The 18,302-nt window shown below is 64.3% G+C and carries 16 protein-coding genes and 1 riboswitch; of the genes, 11 read left to right on the top strand and 5 right to left on the bottom strand.

Going from position 1 to position 18,302, the window contains the following annotated elements; genetic code table 11:
• Positions 1-38 precede the first annotated feature (38 nt).
• The 4 genes from CCD76_RS01475 (at position 39) to CCD76_RS01460 (ending at position 5,043) form a co-directional block, all read left to right on the top strand.
• Positions 39-1,328, top strand: a complete 1,290-nt coding sequence (locus tag CCD76_RS01475; RefSeq protein WP_087717774.1) for an MFS transporter — start codon at positions 39-41, stop codon at positions 1,326-1,328.
• A 388-nt stretch (positions 1,329-1,716) separates the two neighbouring features.
• Positions 1,717-2,943, top strand: coding sequence for a 3-dehydroquinate synthase (locus CCD76_RS01470; protein WP_087717841.1), 1,227 nt, complete (start codon positions 1,717-1,719; stop codon positions 2,941-2,943).
• Positions 2,930-4,114: a metabolite traffic protein EboE gene (gene eboE / locus CCD76_RS01465; RefSeq protein ID WP_087717773.1), complete on the top strand. Its 1,185-nt coding sequence runs from the start codon at positions 2,930-2,932 to the stop codon at positions 4,112-4,114. The genes CCD76_RS01470 and eboE overlap by 14 nt, the downstream gene beginning before the upstream one ends.
• A gap of 68 nt (positions 4,115-4,182) precedes the next feature.
• Positions 4,183-5,043 (top strand): UbiA family prenyltransferase, encoded by an 861-nt coding sequence (locus CCD76_RS01460; RefSeq protein ID WP_087717772.1) that lies wholly within the window; start codon positions 4,183-4,185, stop codon positions 5,041-5,043.
• A gap of 162 nt (positions 5,044-5,205) precedes the next feature.
• On the opposite strand, the gene CCD76_RS01455 is transcribed toward CCD76_RS01460, so the two are convergent.
• On the bottom strand, positions 5,206-6,642 hold the full coding sequence (locus CCD76_RS01455; RefSeq protein WP_087717771.1) for an alkaline phosphatase family protein: 1,437 nt from the start codon (positions 6,640-6,642) through the stop codon (positions 5,206-5,208).
• A gap of 322 nt (positions 6,643-6,964) precedes the next feature.
• On the opposite strand from CCD76_RS01455, the gene CCD76_RS01450 reads away from it, so the two are divergent.
• The 4 genes from CCD76_RS01450 to CCD76_RS01435 all read left to right on the top strand — a co-directional run bounded on the left by CCD76_RS01450 (position 6,965) and on the right by CCD76_RS01435 (position 10,325).
• Entirely contained in the window at positions 6,965-7,831 is an 867-nt protein-coding gene (locus CCD76_RS01450; protein WP_143543243.1) for an EboA domain-containing protein, read from the top strand.
• Position 7,832: 1 nt separating this feature from the next.
• The gene (locus tag CCD76_RS01445) at positions 7,833-8,768 is read left to right on the top strand and encodes a TatD family hydrolase (protein WP_087717769.1); all 936 of its coding nucleotides are present in this window, start codon (positions 7,833-7,835) and stop codon (positions 8,766-8,768) included.
• A 104-nt stretch (positions 8,769-8,872) separates the two neighbouring features.
• The gene (locus tag CCD76_RS01440; RefSeq protein ID WP_087717768.1) at positions 8,873-9,250 is read left to right on the top strand and encodes a DUF4870 family protein; all 378 of its coding nucleotides are present in this window, start codon (positions 8,873-8,875) and stop codon (positions 9,248-9,250) included.
• A gap of 151 nt (positions 9,251-9,401) precedes the next feature.
• Positions 9,402-10,325, top strand: a complete 924-nt coding sequence (locus CCD76_RS01435) for a lysophospholipid acyltransferase family protein (RefSeq protein WP_087717767.1) — start codon at positions 9,402-9,404, stop codon at positions 10,323-10,325.
• Between the two features lie 53 nt (positions 10,326-10,378).
• Here the strand turns inward: CCD76_RS01435 and CCD76_RS01430 are convergent, their stop codons facing one another.
• Together CCD76_RS01430 and CCD76_RS01425 are read right to left on the bottom strand one after the other, a co-directional pair.
• Positions 10,379-11,251 carry a pirin family protein gene (locus CCD76_RS01430; protein WP_087717766.1) on the bottom strand — a complete coding sequence of 291 codons (873 nt, stop codon included), beginning with the start codon at positions 11,249-11,251 and terminating at the stop codon, positions 10,379-10,381.
• A gap of 75 nt (positions 11,252-11,326) precedes the next feature.
• On the bottom strand, positions 11,327-12,220 hold the full coding sequence (locus tag CCD76_RS01425) for a LysR family transcriptional regulator (protein ID WP_087717765.1): 894 nt from the start codon (positions 12,218-12,220) through the stop codon (positions 11,327-11,329).
• Between the two features lie 140 nt (positions 12,221-12,360).
• Here CCD76_RS01425 and CCD76_RS01420 point away from each other — a divergent pair, with 140 nt between their 5' ends.
• Positions 12,361-12,786, top strand: a complete 426-nt coding sequence (locus CCD76_RS01420; protein WP_087717764.1) for a VOC family protein — start codon at positions 12,361-12,363, stop codon at positions 12,784-12,786.
• 163 nt (positions 12,787-12,949) lie between these two features.
• On the opposite strand, the gene CCD76_RS01415 is transcribed toward CCD76_RS01420, so the two are convergent.
• Complete coding sequence (locus CCD76_RS01415; RefSeq protein ID WP_256961017.1) at positions 12,950-14,221, bottom strand: MFS transporter; 1,272 nt, start codon at positions 14,219-14,221, stop codon at positions 12,950-12,952.
• 145 nt (positions 14,222-14,366) lie between these two features.
• On the opposite strand from CCD76_RS01415, the gene CCD76_RS01410 reads away from it, so the two are divergent.
• Together CCD76_RS01410 and thiC are read left to right on the top strand one after the other, a co-directional pair.
• Entirely contained in the window at positions 14,367-15,257 is an 891-nt protein-coding gene (locus CCD76_RS01410; RefSeq protein WP_087717763.1) for a LysR family transcriptional regulator, read from the top strand.
• A gap of 103 nt (positions 15,258-15,360) precedes the next feature.
• Positions 15,361-15,491, top strand: a riboswitch (TPP riboswitch).
• Positions 15,492-15,604: 113 nt separating this feature from the next.
• Complete coding sequence (gene thiC / locus CCD76_RS01405) at positions 15,605-17,485, top strand: phosphomethylpyrimidine synthase ThiC (protein WP_087717762.1); 1,881 nt, start codon at positions 15,605-15,607, stop codon at positions 17,483-17,485.
• A 71-nt stretch (positions 17,486-17,556) separates the two neighbouring features.
• Here thiC and CCD76_RS01400 read toward each other — a convergent pair whose 3' ends face one another.
• On the bottom strand, positions 17,557-18,300 hold the full coding sequence (locus CCD76_RS01400) for a 5-formyltetrahydrofolate cyclo-ligase (protein ID WP_087717761.1): 744 nt from the start codon (positions 18,298-18,300) through the stop codon (positions 17,557-17,559).
• Between the last annotated feature and the right edge of the window lie 2 nt (positions 18,301-18,302).

Genomic DNA, 18,302 nt, shown 5'->3' with positions numbered 1-18,302 from the left:
ACGCTAACCAGCCGTCCCTGCCTCACGATCAGATCACCATGCCCGCAGACACCGCCGACAGTCCCGACAGCCCCGTTTATCGCCAGCCCGGTTTCGCCCCCTTTCTCGCCTCCCGCCTCTGCGCGGTCTTCGCCATGCAGATCCAGGCAATCGTGGTGGCATGGCAGGTCTACGACATTACCCACGACCCGCTGACGCTGGGCTATGTCGGCCTGGCCCAGTTCCTGCCCATGGTGGTGCTGTTGCTGCCGGCCGGCGATGTCGTGGACCGTTTCGACCGCAAGCGAATCCTTCAACTCAGCTGGGCCGCCCAGGCACTCTGCAGCGGGCTGCTGATCCTGCTGTCGTTGAAGCAGCCCGACTCCGCGGTACCGTTCTATGCCGTGCTGGTGTTGTTCGGCGCCGCTCGGGCCTTTACCGGGCCGACGCTGCAGAGCCTGCTGCCGCAGATCGTGCCTCGCGATCAACTGGGCAAGGCGATCGCCCTCAATTCATCGATCATGAAGATCGGCGTGATCGGTGGCCCCATGCTGGGCGGGCTGCTTTACGCCTTCGGCCCGACGCTGACCTACAGCGTCAACCTGGGTTGCTTCCTCGTCGCCCAGTTGGCGCTGGCCGGCGTGCCGGTGCGCTATGCCTTCGAACGCGTACAGACCGACGATACCGCCTGGCAGCGCTTTACCGCCGGCATTCATTACATCCGCAACAAACCGGTGATTCTCGGGGTCATTTCGCTGGATTTGTTCGCCGTGCTGTTCGGGGGGATCGTTGCGCTGCTGCCGGTCTACGCGCATGAAATTCTGCATGTCGGCCCGGAAGGGCTCGGCGCCCTGCGCAGCGCTATCGCCATCGGCGCCTTCCTGATGGGGCTCTATCTCGGCGTGCGCGCCATCAAGCGTCATGCCGGCATGATCATGTTCGCTGCCGTGGCCGTATTCGGCCTCGCCAACATGGTGTTCGCGCTCTCCCACTGGTTCTGGCTCTCGTTCGGCGCGCTGCTGATCGCCGGAGCCGCTGACATGATCAGCGTCTACGTCCGCCTGACCCTGCTGCAACTGGCGACACCGGACGAGATGCGCGGCCGGGTCAACGCCGTCAACATGTTATTCATCGGCGCCTCCAACGAACTCGGGGAGTTCGAATCCGGCGTCACCGCGTCATGGTTCGGCACCGTGCCGGCAGCGGTCATCGGTTCCGTCGGCACGCTGGCGATCGTCGGGCTATGGATGTGGAGTTTCCCCGTCCTGCGGCGAGCCGACCGCCTCGACGGCATCGAAGAGGAGCCGGTGGACGCCCCTGCTACGGCAGCCACCGGCAAGTCGGCGTGATGACTCGAAGCATGGCGTCCCCGTTGTTTTCCGGGATAACGCCATCGCTCGAACCAGTGTTACTTGAAATATTCAAAACCTTATCAATAACAATCAATTAAAAACGACATACTGGCTCGCCATTACCGTTTTGATGAGTACCGACACGTCCAAAAACTCGATACGTTGCTAATACTTCGTAGCAGAAGAACCATTCTTGTCGCCTGCCCCACGAAACCCCGAAGCTAACCCCGTAAAACCCAGGCCAAGGCCAAGCGCGACCGCCCCCTAATGAAGCGGTCCGCCTTTTCGTTTTCGGACCCCTTACGCAGGCGATAACTTCATGAACCGGCCCGCTTTATCGTTTTCGATCGATGGCAATGTTGCTATCGAATCGCCGACTTTCGCGATGCAATCGAAGCCAGTACGGCAACTCGACACCTCGCAAATCCCGTCATCGCCGGAAGTCTATTGGCAGCGATTTTCCGTCGCTTACGATTACCCCATCGCTTTTACCCGGGAGATATTTTCTCCCGACAACCCTCTGCTGGCCGACGTCATCTCGCGCAAGGAGCCGCGCAAGACCCACCGCTGCCTGATTTACGTCGACGCCGGCATCGCCGCCACCTGGCCGGATCTGGAAACGCGGATCAACGCCTACTTCGCCGCGCATGCCAGCCGAATGAGCCTGCTCGCGGCGCCGATCACCGTGCCGGGCGGGGAGGCGATCAAGGCCGACCTGAAGACGGTCAACGGCGTGCTGGAAGACATCCGGCGCTACGGTGTCGATCGCCACGCTTATGTCATCGTCATCGGCGGCGGTGCGGTGCTGGATGCGCTCGGCCTCGCGGCCGCCATGGGTCATCGCGGCGTGCGCCTGATCCGTCTACCGACCACCGTGCTGTCGCAGAACGACAGCGGCGTCGGGGTCAAGAACGCCGTCAATTTCCGGGGTTGCAAGAACTTCATCGGCACTTTCGCCCCGCCGTGGGCCGTGCTCAACGACTTCGACTTCCTGTGCACGCTTTCGCGCCGCGACCGGCTCGCCGGCATTGCCGAGGCGATCAAGGTGGCGCTGATCCGCGATGGCGCCTTCTTCGACTGGCTGGAGGCCAACGCCGATTCGCTGGCCGAATTCGATCCGCGTACCGAGGAGACCATGATCCGCCGTAGCGCCGAGCTGCACATGCAGCAGATCGGCCGTGGTGGCGATCCGTTCGAGCAGGGTTCGTCGCGCCCGCTGGATTTCGGTCACTGGTCGGCGCACAAGCTCGAGGCGCTGACTCATCACGGCATCAGCCACGGTGAAGCCGTCGCCATCGGTATCGCGCTCGATGCCCGCTATTCCGTGCTCAAGGGTCTGCTGCCCGCCGGCGCAGAATGGCGCGTGGTGTGGCTGTTGAAGCGTCTGGGCCTGCCGGTCTTCCATGCCCAGTTGCTGGAGATCGGTGACGACGGCCAGCCTGCCATTCTGGCGGGTCTCGGGGAGTTCCAGGAACATCTCGGCGGCGAACTGACGATCACGCTGCTGGCCGGCCTGGGCCGTGGACACGATGTTCACAAGATCGACGAAACCCTGATGACAGCCGCGATCGACTGGCTGCGCGAAGAGGCGAACCGCCATGCAGCTGCCTGACGATCTAGGTCAACTGACCTACTGTCTCAACATCCACCCGACCCAGACCTGGGAAGCGGTGCGCGGTGCCCTGCTGGGACCGGTCAAGCACGTGCGGGATGCCCTCTCTCCCGACGCGACCTTCGGCGTGGGGCTGCGCCTTTCCGCCCAGGCGCTGGAGGAGCTCCGTGCCCCCGATGCCCGCGCCGAACTCAAGGAGATCCTCGCGCGGGAGAACTATCGCGTGGTGACCATGAACGGCTTCCCGTTCGGCCCCTTCCACGGCATTCCGGTCAAGCAGAACGTCTATCAGCCCGACTGGAAACAGCGGGCTCGGCTGGACTACACCTGCTGGCTGGCCGACCTGCTGGCGGAGCTCGGCGTCGCCGGCGATACCGTGAGCCTGAGCACCGTTCCCGGCACCTACAAGCCGCTGGCCGAAGGCGCGGAAGCCGAAATGGCCGATAACCTGCTCAAGGCCGTCTCCCACTGCATCGAGCTCGCGAGCCGGACCCGGGTGACCATCGCCATCGCCCTGGAGCCCGAGCCCCACTGCTTCCTGGAGACCATCGAGGAAACCGTGGCGTTCTTCCGCGACTGGCTCTATTCCGACGCTGCCGCCGGCCGATTGAGCGAGCTCAGCGGGCTGTCGATCGACGAGGCGAAGCAGGCGCTGCCGCGGCATCTGGGCGTCTGCTACGACGTCTGCCACGCGGCGGTGGAATTCGAGGATCCGGCCGCCAGCATCGAAGTCCTGCGCACGGCCGGCATTCCTATCCACAAGCTGCAGCTGAGCGCGGCGCTGCGAATCCCGCGATTCGACGCCGCGAAGCGAGAGGCGCTGGCGCCGTTCTGCGAACGGACCTATCTGCATCAGGTCGTGGTCGCCAGCGAAAGCGGACTGGTGCGATACGCGGACCTGCCCGAGGCGCTGGCTGACGAGGCCCGCATCGACGGCGAGGAGTGGCGGATCCATTACCACGTGCCGATCTTCGTGGAGACGATCCCGCCGTTCGAGACCACGCAATCGTTTCTCGCCGACATTCTCGCCCTGCATCGTCAGCAACCGATTTCGCAGCATCTGGAAGTGGAGACCTACACATGGCAGGTATTACCGGAGACCCTACGCACCGAGAGCGTGGAGAAGGCGGTGACTCGGGAGCTGACGTGGGTCAAGCAGCAGCTGATCTGAGCGCATCCGGTTTAGAAACACCGGATTCGAAAACGCCGAATTCGACGTCACGGCGCTCGAAAACCCGCGTGTGGCTGGAGCTGGGGCGGGTTTCCAATCTCCCCACGGTCTGGAGCAACGTGCTGGCCGGCGCCGTGCTCGCTGGCGCGAGTGCCGGCGCGCTCTGGCAGTCCACCACGGCCCTGCCGTTGCTGCTGGCCCTGACGCTGTTCTATCTCGGCGGCATGTATCTCAACGACGCCTGCGATGCCGAGATCGATGCCCGCGAACGCGCCGATCGCCCGATCCCGCGAGGAGATATCGACCGCCTGACCGTCGCGCTGCTGGGAGCCGGGATGCTCGCGCTGGGGAGCCTGCTGCTGTTCATGAGCCATCTCTCCGCCGGGCTGACGGGGCTGGCGCTGATCGCCGCGATCCTGAGCTATGACTGGTGGCACAAGCGCATCGGCTGGAGCCCGCTGCTGATGGGGGCGTGCCGCCTGCTGACCTACCTGACCGCAGCGCTGGTCGTCACCAATACGCTCAACGACATGGTGGTCTGGGGAGCAATCGGCCTTGCCTGCCATGTCATCGGCCTGACCTACGCCGCACGCCAGGAAGCCTACGACCGGCTGGGCGCGGCCTGGCCGCTCGGCGTGCTGGCCGTGCCGGTCGTGTTCATGCTGGCCACCATGCTGACCGGGCCCGAACCCTCGCTGCTCGCCCTGGTGCTGTGGCTGGGCTATCTGGCCTGGGGCGGGCGCTGCCTGCTGTGGCTGTTCCGCCGGGCGCCGGGAGACGTGCCTCGCGCCGTCGTGGGCCTGATCGCCGCGATTTCGCTCTATGACGCCACGCTGATGGCGGCCATGGGCGCGACCGCCATGGCATGGCTGGGGGTGCTGGCCTTCGCTGCGACGCTGGCGCTGCAACGGGTGACTTCCGGGACCTGAGGTCGAGCTCGGTCGGCGTCGCTATTCCAAGGTGAACAAGGTCGGACAGACATTTATCCCGACGTCAACGAGGCCGGGCAGACATCTCCGCGATGTCTGCCCGGCCTTTCTGTCATGCGTCATTCCCCGTCAGGGTTCAGCGTGGCGTAGCGTACGTCCGCCTCAGGCGCTGGTGACATCGGTAGCGGTCTGGCGTGACGCCATGTCGCTCTCGTCGCCCTCGAACACATGCGCCAGTACCAGCGCCTTGAAGTCCGTCGCGTCGACCGCGCCGTCGGGCAGCAGGCCCGCCTCCGACGAGATCACCAGCGGCCCCATGGCGGGATCGTCGGTCAGCCGGCCATGGGAGCCCTTGACCAGCGTCGTGTCCTTGAGCGAGATCACATCCAGCAACTGACGCATGCCCAGTTTACGTTTGGCCAGGCGCCACCCGGCCGACAGCTTGGGTGATTTCAACGCCGGGTCGAAGAACAGCTCCACGGGGTCATATCCCGGCTTGCGATGGATATCGACGGTGCGTGCATAGTCGGGCGCGCGGGCGTCATCCAGCCAGTAGTAGTAGCTGAACCAGCGATCCGGCTCGGCAATCGCCACCAGCTCTCCCGAGTTGGGGTGATCGAGCCCGTGCTCGCGCTTCTCGCGATCGCCCCAGACCGCTTCCACCCCCTTCAGCCCTTCGAGCACTGCCCGGACCTTCGGAATCTCTTCCGGATCGCGGACGTAGACGTGCGCCACCTGATGATCGGCCACCGCGAAGGCCCGCGACGCACCGGCATCGAGCTGTTCGCGCTCCTTCTCCCGGCGCACCGCGACCAGGCCCGCCCTGCGCAGGGCGCGATTGATATGGATGGCGTCGCGTACCGGCGTGATCCCGTACTCGGACACCACGATGACCCGCCGCCCTTCCCGCTCGGCGGCGTCGATCAGTTCGCCGCACAGGGCATCGACATCGCGTAGATCGCGCTGCAGTTCGGGGTGAGACAGATCCGGCCCCAGCCGCTGGAGGTTGTAGTCCAGATGCGGCAGATAGGTCAGCGTCAGCGTCGGATCGCGGGTTTCCATGACATGGCGCGTGGCATCGCTGATCCAGCGACTCGAGGAGATGTCGGCCATCGGCCCCCAGAAGGTGAACAGCGGAAACGTGCCCAATCGCTCGTCCAGCTCGTCGTGCAGCGCTGGCGGATGGGTGTAATGGTCGGGCAGCTTGCGACCGTCGGCGGGATACATCGGCCGGGGTGTCGCGCTCCAGTCCGCTGTCGAATACATGTTGTACCACCAGAACAGCTTGGCGCAGGTAAAGTCGGGGTTCTGCCGCTTACCGGCTTCCCAGATCTTCTCCCCCGCCACCAGCCGATTGGACTGCCGCCAGAACCACACCTCGGACAGATCGCGGAAATACCAGCCGTTGGCCACGGCACCGTGCCCGCCTGGCGACAGACCGGTCATCAGCGTCGCCTGAACGCTGCAGGTCACCGCAGGTGTCACGGTGTTGAGCGGCCTCGATCCGCCACGTTCGGCGAGACGTTTCAGGGCCGGCGTATGCTTGCCGACCAGTTGAGGCGTCAGCCCAACTACCAGTATGACGAGAGTCTTATTCATGATGTCTGCCTGCCGATTCATCCATGGATACCAACCGTCACAAGACGATCGAAATGATATGTAAAGGCTGCATATCAGCTGGGAAGACGCCAGACAATTGGCAATAGTTCCGGCACGACATTTTGAGGAATTATCAGGAAAAAAGCGGTGGGACTTCCGATCAAAAGAATCAGAATTCCGGATTTTAAAGCACCAGAAAACCCACATTAAAAAAGCAATCCCCTCCGAATAATTGGCTTTAAATTGGCCAGATAATTGAGCTTGGGGATTGTTTTATCCAGCCGATAGAGTAACGCCAATGACAATCGTGTCGGACGCTTACATGACCGTTACATGCTTCGAACTCCTCCGCGACTGGACCTGCCGCCAGGCACTCGATCAGGCCGACTGGCTGGATGAACGCTATGCCGCGTTCAGCCGGGGCGCCAACGAGCAGGATCTTCATCTGTTCCTCGGCCTGGCGCCGCGACGACTGGGCAAGCAGGACCTGATACTGTCGTCTGAGGATCTGGCACTGGCGAACCTGGCCTATCCCGGTTGGAACCCCTCGGGCTGGAGTCTCGATGGCGCGGCCCGTGTCGCCGCCCTGCTCGCGTTCGAGGGCCCACGCCCGTTCGCCGCCATGTTCCAGGACCTGGTCAGAACCGCCGATGCCCACGAACTGGTCACGCTATACCGGGGCCTGGCGCTCTATCCCCGGCCGGCATCGCTCGAATTCGAAGTGGGCGAAGGGCTGCGCTCCAACATGCGGGCGGTGTTCGAGTCCATCGTTCATCACAACCCCTACCCGCGCGATCACTTCGACGAACATCGCTGGAACCACATGGTGCTCAAGGCGCTGTTCATCGGCAGCGGACTGGGCGCCATCGTCGGCCTCGACGAACGCGCCAATGCCGAACTGGCGAGAATCCTGCTCGACTATGCCCAGGAGCGCTGGGCGGCCGGGCGTCCGGTCAGCCCGGAGCTGTGGCGCTGCGTAGGGCCTTTTGCGGAGCGGGTTTCGGCCTACGCGGCCCTGCAGCGCGCGCTGGCGGGAACCCCGGCGGAACGCGGCGCCGCCACCCTGGCGTTGATCGCCGCCGACACTCCTGCCGCCCGAGATCTGCTGTCGACGGCACCGGATACCACCGCGCTGGCGGCAGACGGCCGCCTCGACTGGAACCACCTTACCCTGCAAGAGGCCGCCTGAGATGTTCATCGATCCCCACGCCCACATGGTGTCTCGCACCACCGACGACTACGAGGCCATGGCCGCGGCCGGCATCGTGGCGCTGGTCGAACCGGCCTTCTGGGTCGGCCAGCCGCGCACCTTCGTCGGCACGTACGTCGACTATCTCTCGTCGCTGGTCGGCTGGGAGCGCTTCCGCGCCGGGCAGTTCGGTATTCGCCACTACTGCACCGTCGGCCTCAACTCCAAGGAAGCCAATAACGAGGCCTTGGCGGAAGGCGTCATGGAATGGCTGCCGCGCTTTGCCATGAAGGAAGGCGTCGTCGCCATCGGCGAAATCGGCTACGACGAGCAGACGCCGCTGGAAGACAAGTATTTCCGTGCCCAGTTGACGCTGGCCAAAGAGCTCGGGCTGCCGGTAATGGTGCACACGCCGCACCGCGACAAGAAGCGCGGCACCTCGCGCTCGATGGACGTGTGCGAAGAGATGGGGCTGGATCCTTCCTGGGTGGTGATCGACCACAACAACGAGGAAACGGTTCGCGAAACGCTGGACCGGGGCTACTGGGCCGGCTTCTCCATCTATCCGTCGACCAAGATGGGCAACGCGCGCATGGTCGAATTGCTCAAGCAGTACGGCGGCGACCGCATCATCGTCGACAGCGCCTGCGACTGGGGAATTTCCGACTGTCTGGGCGTACCCAAGACTGCACGGCTGGCGCTCGAATCCGGCATCGCCGAATCCGTGGTGCGTCAGGTCACCTACGAAAACGCGCTCACCGTCTACGGCAAGAGCGGCCAGATGCAGGCCTCCGACTGGCTGAATCCGCCGCCCATCGACCAGCGCACACTGTTCGAGGGCAATTCGATCCTGCGTGGCGGCCGCGCCCCTCTGGTCGAGACGCCGACCCGGCATCGATGCGACAGCCTGCACGGCGACGATCTACTGATCGAGTAGCATCGACTAACTCGAGCCACCCTAGCCATTTCCACCCGGACTGGCACCCGACGCCTCTCGACGGCAAAATGCGGCAACTACCGCATGCCGACGAGAGGAATCTCATGTCTTCGCCGACCGATAACGTCGTCGCCGAGTCGAACCCCGAAGCGAGGCGACCGGACACCACGCTGGCCATGATCGTCTACGCCCTGCTTCTCGGCGTCTTCGTGACCGGCATTACGCCGGTGATCGGCGTGATCATCGCCTACGTCTATCGCGGCAACGGCCCGCGCTGGCTGGACGAGCACTATCGCTACCATATCCGCACTTTCTGGATCGGGCTGCTCTACGCCTGCATCAGTTGGGTACTGGCCTTCGTGCTGGTCGGTTTCGTGCTGATGGCGCTGCAGGCCGTGTGGCTGATCGTGCGCTGCGTCATCGGATTCAAGGCACTGCAGGAACGTCGCGCGCCGGAAAGGGTCGATAGCTGGCTGTGGTAAAGCCGGGTGTGAAGCCTAGGTGTGAAGAATGGGTGTGAATACTGGGTGTGAAGCCCGGATGACAAAGCCTTGCTAACGAAAGCGGCCACGGCAATCCGCAAACGTCGAGCTTCGACGCACGACAAAGACGCCAATCAAAAAAGAGAAACGCATGATCGAAGGTCTGCAAGCCCGCGCCATTCATGGATTGTGGCGCCTGCTGTCCCACTGGCGGCTCAAGACGATATGGTCACTGGCGGGAATCGCCAGCCGGCTGCTCTACGCCTTCTCCCGCCGGGAGCGCCACGTCAGCCGGCGCAATCTCGAAGTCGCCTACCCGCAGGATAGCGGCACCCAGCGGCGTGAACGGGTGCATGCAAGCCTGCGCCACTCCGCGGCCACCATGCTGGAACTCGGCTTTGCCTGGATCGCCAGGCCGGAACGCGTCGAGACCGCCATCGTCGAGGTTCACGGCCGCGAGCTGCTGGACGAGGCACGGGCCGAGAATCGCGGCGTGATCGTGCTGGCGCCGCATTTCGGCAACTGGGAAGTGCTCAACTTCTGGCTATCCAGCCACTTCCCGTTCACCGCCATGTACGAACCTCCCAAGATCGCCGATCTCGACCCCGTCATCCGTCACGGTCGCGAACGCATGGGGGCGGAGCTGGTGCCGACCAATCCGCGAGGCGTCGCCGCCCTGCTCAAGGCGCTCAAGCGGGCCGAAGCGGTGGGCATCCTCCCCGATCAGGAGCCCAGCTGGGGCAGCGGCGTCTTCGCCGACTTCTTCGGCCGCCCGGCCTACACCGCCACGCTGCTGCCCAAGCTGGTCGCCCGCACCCAGGCCCGTGTCGTCACCGGCGTCGCCAGACGCCTGCCCGACGGTCGCGGCTTCGCGATTCATTTCCTGGCCGCCGACGAACGGGTCTACGACACCGACGAAGTCACCTCGGCCGCCGGCGTCAATGCCTGTGTCGAATCAGCCATCGCCCTCGACCCGGTCCAGTACCAGTGGGAATACAAACGCTGGAAGAAGACCGAGCAGGAGCAGCAGAAAGTCCCCGGGTATCGCCAGCAGCGCCTGTACAGCAAGCGCTGATCGTCGTCGAAGGACCGGCGTCGCTGTAAAGCCCTTCGTCGACGAAAACCGCGTTACTGCTCCAATCCGCCGAAGCGCCCGGCCTGGTAGTCATCGATCGCCTCGACGATCTCCTCGCGGGTATTCATCACGAACGGGCCGTGGGAGACCACCGGCTCGCCGATCACCTCGGCATGGCCGAACAGCAGCCGGGCATCGCTGGAAGCGTCGATCTCGACGCCATCCCCGTCACGGCCCAGTTCGACCAGATGCCGCGGCTCGACCGGCTCGCCGCCCACGGTGACCTCGCCATCGACCACATAGAGGAACACCTGCCGCCCGGCAACGACCGGCAGCCGCGCCTTTGCGCCGGCCGGGAGCGCCAGGGTCGACATGAACACGCCCGTCTGGCTCTCGATCGGCCCGACCGGCTTCCCGCTCTCGAACTGGCCAGAAATCAACTTGAGCTCGCCGCCGCCGGGTAGCGGCACTGTCGGAATCGAGTCGGCCTGCAGCCCGACATAACGCGGTTCGCTCATCTTGAGGCTGGCCGGCAGATTGATCCACAGCTGGAGAATCTCCAGCGGCCCGCCGTCGCGCAGAAACTCGGGCGGCGAAACCTCGGCATGGACGATGCCGCTGCCCGCCGTCATCCACTGCACGCCACCGGCATGGATGACGCTCTGATGCTCGGCGCTGTCGGCATGCGCCAGCGAGCCCTCGAGAATGAAGGTGACGGTCTCGAAGCCCCGGTGCGGATGCGGCCCGAACGGCAGCCCGCGATTGTTGGCGGGATAGACCTGCGGCCCGTGATGGTTGAGGAACAGGAACGGATCGAGCTGGTCGAGCCCCGGACCCGGCAGTGGCCGGCGGGTCGTGAGATCGCCGATATCGTCGCGGATCGCAGCGTGCTGGGCGATGACTCGGCGTGGCGTGAACGCGGACATGAAGGCTTTCCTCGATAGATTCACCCGCAGTCTAGATCACGCCACGAACGAAAAAAGCGAATGATTTTCACCGCTTCATTTCATCGATTCGTCGCTTGCGGAAGTCGCCCGCGTCTCTTTCAATGCCGCCTCGATCAACGCCACCAGCGGCGACTGGGCCGGCGAAAGCCGGGACACCAGGATCAGTTCACGGTTGAAGGTCTGCTCTCCCAAGGAGATCACGCGTACCGGCAACGGCTGCTGGCGCCGCCACAGCCCGGTCAGCGGAATCAGCGCGACGCCCAGGCCGCACTCCACCATGCGGGCGATGGCGTCGATCTCGTCGAGCTCCAGCCGGATCGCGGGGCGCAACCGCTGCCTTTCGAGAAAACGCACCACCTGGCGGCCGCCGAAGGAACCCCGGTCGTAGAGCACCAGCGGGTGGCTTTCGAGCAGCGATTCCACCGTGCCGCCTTCGACATCGGGCGGCGCGATCAGCACGAACGGCTCGCGCGCAATGACGCGAGAATAGAGATCGCCGGGAAGCGCGAACGGCGGGCGGACGATCAGCGCCATGTCCAGATCGCCCTTGTCGACCTGATCGAGCAGCGCCAGCGAGACACCGGGAACGACGCGGGTCATCACGCCCGGCGCCTCGCGGGTCAGCGCCTGCAGCACCTCGGGCAAGGCTCCGCTCTGCAGACTGGCGATCGCGCCGAGATGCCATTCGCCGGTCAGGCCGTCCGTCCCGGAGTGCCGGATCCGCTCGGCCAGCGCCAGCATCTCGTTGGCCTGCGGCAGCAGCCGGCGTCCGGCCGCGTTGAGCCTGACGGCGCGCCCGGTGCGCTCGAACAGGGGCTCGCCGATATCGGCTTCGAGATTGCGGATCTGGGCACTCACCGCGGACTGGGTCAGCCCGACGGCGCTGCCGGCAGCGGAGAAGGTGCCGTGACGGACGACGGCGAGAAAGGTACGAAGTTCTCTCAGCATGGCGAATCGCGGCGGGAAGAATCCAGATTATTTGATGGCAGACAGCAATATTATGCGCTTTTCATCAAATTTATTCGCCGTCAGAATGCAGTCATTGTCATCACCGATCCATTCCATCCAAGATAATCAGGAGCTTTTCCATGGCGCTGTCCCCTTTCCATCTCGCCATTCCGGTCCACGACCTGCCCGCCGCACGCAAGTTCTACGGCGAGACCTTCGGCCTCAGCGAAGGCCGCTCCAGCGAGCAGTGGGTGGATTTCGACTTCTACGGCCATCAGCTGGTGATCCACGAGCACCCCATGACCCCGTCGCAGGAGTCGGCCCACACCAACCCCGTCGACGGCCATGACGTGCCGGTACCACACTTCGGTATCGTGCTGAGCTGGCCGGAATGGGAAACGCTGGCCGAGCGCCTCAAAGGCTTCGGCACCGAGTTCGTGATCGAGCCCTACATCCGCTTCAAGGGCCAGCCCGGCGAGCAGGCGACCATGTTCCTGCTGGATCCGTGCGGCAACGCGCTGGAGTTCAAGGCATTCAAGGACATGGGCCAGCTGTTCGCCAAGTGATCCCTCTGGCACCGCCCCGACGATGACGAGGCCGCCGACTCCGAACTGACTTTCGGAATCGGCGGCCTCGTCGTTTTTCTCGTTATTTTTCTCGTCGTGCTTCTCGTCGCTTTCATTTCCGAAGCGTGGCCTCTCAAGCAACGCCTCTCGAGCAACGCCGGCGTCAGGCCGTCTCCAGCCGTCTCAGATGCAGAGCGCCAATCGCCAGCGCAGCCAGCAGCAGCACCGCGATGAACAGCGCAACACCGTTCCAGCCGCCCCAGTACCAGAACGCCCCGCCCAGAGTGCCGGCGACGCTGGAGCCGAGATAGTAGCTGAACAGATACAGCGAAGAGGCCTGCCCCTTGGCCTGCCTGGCGCGCTGGCCGACCCAGCCGCTGGCCAGCGAGTGCGCCGCGAAGAAGCCGAAGGTGAACACCAGCATGCCGATCAGGATCAGGCTGATGGGCTCGAACAGCGTGATCGCAAGCCCAACCAGCATCATCGCGATGAACAACCAGAAGATCCGCGGACGCCCGAGCTTGTCGGCCAGGGAACCGGCCCAGGCCGAGCTATAGGTGCCGGAAAGATAGGCAACCGACAGCACACCGACCAGCGCCTGGCTGACATGATAGGGTTCCGCCAGCAGCCGGAAGGCGATGTAGTTGTAAAGCGTGACGAAGCCGCCCATGAGCAGGAATGCCTCGAGAAACAGCCAGGGAAGCCCCCGGTCCCGGAAGTGGACGGCGAACCCGGACAGGACGCTGCGCCAGTTGAGCGGCCGCGGCGAGAAGTGCCTCGACGGCGGCAGCCAGCGCATGAACAGGATCGCCGCGATCAGCGCCACGATGCCGATGGTGGCGAGCGTCCAGCGCCATGGCACCCAGTCCACCATGACCCCGCTGATCAGGCGCCCGCTCATGCCACCGATCGAATTGCCGCTGATGTAGAGCCCCATGGAAAGGCCGACGTAGCGCGGGTGGATTTCCTCGTTGAGGTAGGTCATCGCCACCGCACACAGGCCGGAAAGCGACAGCCCCGCCAGCCCCCGCATGACCAATACTCCCGTCCAGCTCGGCATCGCCGCGGCAATCAGGGTACAGACCGCCGCCGCCAATAGCGCCACCGACATCACCGACTTGCGCCCCACCGCGTCCGAGATCGGCCCGGTGATCAGCAGGCCGATCGCCAGCATGCCGGTGGCGACCGACAGTGACAGGCTGCTGGTGGCGGCGTCGATCCCGAAGGCGTCCGACAGGATCGGCATCAGCGGCTGCACGCAGTAGAGCAGCACGAAGGTGGAGAAGGCGCCGAGGAACAGCGCCAGCATGGTCGGCCGGTAGCCGCGCTGACCGCGTTCGATGAAGCCGCTCTCGACGGTTTCCGCCTCGCGCGCCAACTGGCGGTTGGTGCTCTGGGTAGCGTTGTGAATGTCGGATGAGGTATGGCGGGACAACCCGATTCTCCCGAAGACGATGGCTGGCGCCGGAATGCCATGGCCGGCCCGTTGCGCCGCGTTGATTTAGACCTTGGTAGGTTACGCCGCCATCATTAAGCTTTCTAATATATTATTCGACGCTTTTGAGAGGTTTGACGACTCAATGGAACTGCGTTATCTGCGCTACTTCGTCGCCGTGGCCGAAGAGCTGCATTTCAGTCGTGCGGCCGAGCGGCTGGGGATCTCGCAGCCGCCGCTGAGCCAGCAGATCCAGGCGCTGGAACGCGAACTGGGCACACGCCTGCTGACACGGACCAATCGCCGCGTCGAGCTGACCGAAGCCGGCCTGGTCTTCCTCGACGAGGCGCGCGACATCCTGGCACGAACCGAACGCGCCACCCGGCTGGTGTCCCGGCTCGGGCGTGGCGAGGCCGGCCAGCTGCGCATCGGCTTCACCACCTCGGTGCCCTTGAGCCCGACGCTGCCGCGCACGCTGATGCGTTACCGCCAGCGCTACCCCGATGTCGAGCTGCGCATGCACGAGCTCAACAGCCAGCGCCAGGTCGCCCCGCTGCTCGAGGGCGACCTGGATATCGGCATCATGCGCCCCGCCACCCTGCCGGAGGGTCTCGACGCCTTCACCCTGATTCGCGAACCGCTGATGGCCGTGGTCAACGAGCAGGGGCCGCTCGGTGGCAGCGCGCTACCGCTGACGCTCGAAGCCCTGGCGATTCACCCCTTCGTCTATTTCTCGCCCGCTGCCGGCACCGGCCTGCTCGATCAGTTCAACACCCTGTTCGCCAAGCGTGGCCTGACGCCCCGGCTGGTGCAGGAAGTCGGCGGCCCGAACACCATCATCAGCCTCGTAGCGGCTGGCATGGGCGTATCGGTTCTTCCCGCCTCGTTCCAGCACATCCGGATCGACAATGTCCGCTACCGCCCGCTGAGCGATGCCGATGCCGTGTCCGAAGTCTGGCTGACCCATGCCCGCCACCACCTGACGCCCCAGGCCCGCTCGTTCATCGATCTGGTCCAGCGCCCCGGCGACCCATGACACATTTCATTCTCGCCAGCGCAATCGCACCCGGCGCCTTCATACACTCGGCTTGACCTCGCCCGCCCCTCGTCACAGACTGCCCGTGGCGATGCACGATGTCGCCAGCTTGACGGGGTGCCGGTGGAACCGGCTGAGATCGTCCTGCGCCGGGATTCATTCGACGGCGCCACGGCGGATCCCGACGAACCTGATCCGGCTAGTACCGGCGTAGGGATCAAGCGGAAACCGTGGCGTGAGAGAAGACTCGCCCGTGCCGGTTTTCCCCTCCTGCGCTGTGCGCCGGCCTGACCCCGATAGCCTTGGCAAATATGCCTGGCAAGTCATGCCACGGAGCACAACCGAACATGAAATCCCCACAATTTCTGGCTGAAACCGCCCGCGTCGACAGCGCCGCCATCGCGCCGCTACCGGCCTCGACCAAGGTTTATGTCGAAGGCTCGCGTCCGGATATCCGCGTGCCGATGCGTGAAATCTCGCTCTCGCCCACGCAGACCCGAAGCGGGCTCGAACCCAACGCGCCGCTCACCGTCTACGACACCTCCGGCCCCTACACCGACCCGGCTGCCGACATCGATATCCGCCGTGGCCTGCCGGAACTGCGCCGCCAATGGATCGACGAGCGCGGCGACACCGAATGGCTCGACGGCCCCAGCTCGACCTACGGCCGCGTTCGTGCCGAAGATCTGCGTCTATCGACGCTGCGTTTCGAGCTCACGCGAACACCGCGTCGTGCGCGTGCCGGGGCCAACGTCACCCAGCTCCACTACGCTAGACAAGGCATCATCACGCCGGAGATGGAATTCATCGCCATTCGCGAGAACCAGCGCCGGCGAGAGGCCATCGCCCTCGATACCGACCCGATGCTGGATCATCAACACCCTGGCGAGTCCTTCGGCGCCCATCTCCCCGACGAGATTACTCCCGAGTTCGTGCGTGACGAAGTCGCTCGCGGCCGGGCGATCATTCCGGCCAACATCAATCACCCGGAGAGCGAGCCGATGATCATCGGCCGCAACTTCCTGGTGAAGATCAACGGCAACCTGGGCAATTCGGCCGTGACCTCCTCGATCGAGGAAGAGGTCGACAAGATGACCTGGGGCATCCGCTGGGGCGCGGACACCATCATGGATCTCTCCACCGGCCAGAACATTCACGAGACGCGGGAATGGATCATCCGCAACTCGCCGGTGCCCATCGGCACGGTGCCGATCTACCAGGCGCTGGAGAAGGTCGACGGCGTCGCGGAGAACCTGACCTGGGAGATCTTCCGCGACACCCTGATCGAGCAGGCCGAACAGGGTGTGGACTACTTCACCATCCATGCCGGCGTACGCCTGCATCACGTGCCGATGACGGCCAGACGCGTGACCGGCATCGTCTCCCGCGGCGGCTCGATCATGGCCAAGTGGTGCCTGTATCACCACAAAGAGAGCTTCCTCTACACCCATTTCGAGGACATCTGCGAGATCATGAAGGCCTACGACGTCTCGTTCTCGCTGGGCGACGGCCTGCGTCCGGGGTCGATCGCCGATGCCAACGACGAGGCCCAGTTCGCCGAGCTGGAAACGCTGGGCGAGCTGACCCGGATCGCCTGGAAGCACGACGTCCAGGTGATGATCGAAGGCCCCGGCCACGTGCCGATGCAGTTGATCAAGGAGAACATGGACAAGCAGCTCGAGTGCTGCGACGAAGCGCCGTTCTACACGCTCGGCCCGCTGACCACCGATATCGCCCCGGGCTACGATCACATCACCTCCGGCATCGGCGCGGCGCAGATCGGCTGGTACGGCTGTGCGATGCTCTGCTACGTCACGCCCAAGGAGCACCTGGGCCTGCCCAACAAGGATGACGTCAAGACCGGCATCATCACCTACAAGATCGCCGCCCACGCCGCCGACCTCGCCAAGGGGCACCCCGGCGCGCAACGTCGCGACAATGCGCTGTCGAAAGCCCGCTTCGAATTCCGCTGGGAGGATCAGTTCAACCTGGGGCTGGACCCGGACACCGCCCGCGCCTTCCACGACGAGACGCTGCCCAAGGATTCGGCCAAGGTGGCGCATTTCTGCTCGATGTGCGGGCCGAAGTTCTGCTCGATGAAGATCACCCAGGAAGTGCGCGAACGCTTCGGCGACGATGCCGGAATCGCCGCCGAGAAAGCGGCCGGCATGGAGGAGCAGGCAGAACGCTTCAGGCGCGAAGGCGGCGAACTCTACCGGGAGGTGTAGACGCTCGCGGCGTCGGGCATCGCGCCCGACGTCTGCGGCTTGGCTTGGCTTGGCTTGGCTTGGCTTGGCCCTCAGATCGTGCCTAGCGCTTCCATTCGGCACAGCTCCTGCAGCGGCGGAATCGTGTCGTACATCTGCTGATCCAGCAGTTGCCACACGATGCCCACGGTGGGCTTGTGGGGCGCATCGACTTCGATCGTGCGGGTCGGCGTGAAGATCACGTCCGAAACGGTATCGAAGACCTCCGGATGCAGCTCCTCCTCGAGCACCTGGCAGTCATGGACCAGAGCTGCCGAGGGGGTATTCACGTCGATGTTGCCGATGCGATAGAGCATGCCCCACTCGGCATCGAAGTAACCGTGGCCCTTGCCGAAACGGATGCCGGCTTCGTTGATCGCGCCGGTGCCCGTCACCATGAAATCGGTCCTGGGCCGCTCGCGGATCTCCGTCAGCGAGATCGGCCGCCCCATCCGCTCCATGCCGTCCAGCGTTGCGGCATAGAGGTACATCTCCTCCGGAATCTCGGCGGGATCGAGCAGCCAGAAACCGCGCTTGATCGAATAGGTCGTCATCAGCACCGTCTTGCCGTCGAGCAGCGCCCGGTGACGCAGCTCTTCCAGGCAATTGTCCGGCGTGATGAAAAGGGTCGATGCCTGTCGATAGAACGGATGGGCGACCAGGCGACGGGTCGCGTCCTCCCGGTTCTGGAAGTCGGCGATGAACTCGCCGAAATCGAAGTGAAAGCGACTGTCGGGAAAGGCGACCTTGCGCAGATTGGCGAACACCCGCCGACGTACGTCGGATTTATGATTCATAT

The organism is Salinicola salarius, from assembly GCF_002179555.1.
GTDB classification, from domain to species: Bacteria; Pseudomonadota; Gammaproteobacteria; order Pseudomonadales; family Halomonadaceae; genus Salinicola; species Salinicola salarius_A.
Note: the sequence above shows the minus strand (reverse complement) of the source record. Positions and strands in the feature narration are given on the sequence as shown.

Coding starts and splice junctions, on each gene's coding strand:
- CCD76_RS01475 (WP_087717774.1), top strand. CDS start 39: ATGCCCGCAGACACCGCCGACAGTCCCGACAGCCCCGTTTATCGCCAG.
- CCD76_RS01470 (WP_087717841.1), top strand. CDS start 1,717: ATGCAATCGAAGCCAGTACGGCAACTCGACACCTCGCAAATCCCGTCA.
- eboE (WP_087717773.1), top strand. CDS start 2,930: ATGCAGCTGCCTGACGATCTAGGTCAACTGACCTACTGTCTCAACATC.
- CCD76_RS01455 (WP_087717771.1), bottom strand. CDS start 6,642: ATGAATAAGACTCTCGTCATACTGGTAGTTGGGCTGACGCCTCAACTG.
- CCD76_RS01450 (WP_143543243.1), top strand. CDS start 6,965: ATGACCGTTACATGCTTCGAACTCCTCCGCGACTGGACCTGCCGCCAG.
- CCD76_RS01445 (WP_087717769.1), top strand. CDS start 7,833: ATGTTCATCGATCCCCACGCCCACATGGTGTCTCGCACCACCGACGAC.
- CCD76_RS01440 (WP_087717768.1), top strand. CDS start 8,873: ATGTCTTCGCCGACCGATAACGTCGTCGCCGAGTCGAACCCCGAAGCG.
- CCD76_RS01435 (WP_087717767.1), top strand. CDS start 9,402: ATGATCGAAGGTCTGCAAGCCCGCGCCATTCATGGATTGTGGCGCCTG.
- CCD76_RS01430 (WP_087717766.1), bottom strand. CDS start 11,251: ATGTCCGCGTTCACGCCACGCCGAGTCATCGCCCAGCACGCTGCGATC.
- CCD76_RS01425 (WP_087717765.1), bottom strand. CDS start 12,220: ATGCTGAGAGAACTTCGTACCTTTCTCGCCGTCGTCCGTCACGGCACC.
- CCD76_RS01420 (WP_087717764.1), top strand. CDS start 12,361: ATGGCGCTGTCCCCTTTCCATCTCGCCATTCCGGTCCACGACCTGCCC.
- CCD76_RS01410 (WP_087717763.1), top strand. CDS start 14,367: ATGGAACTGCGTTATCTGCGCTACTTCGTCGCCGTGGCCGAAGAGCTG.
- thiC (WP_087717762.1), top strand. CDS start 15,605: ATGAAATCCCCACAATTTCTGGCTGAAACCGCCCGCGTCGACAGCGCC.
- CCD76_RS01400 (WP_087717761.1), bottom strand. CDS start 18,300: ATGAATCATAAATCCGACGTACGTCGGCGGGTGTTCGCCAATCTGCGC.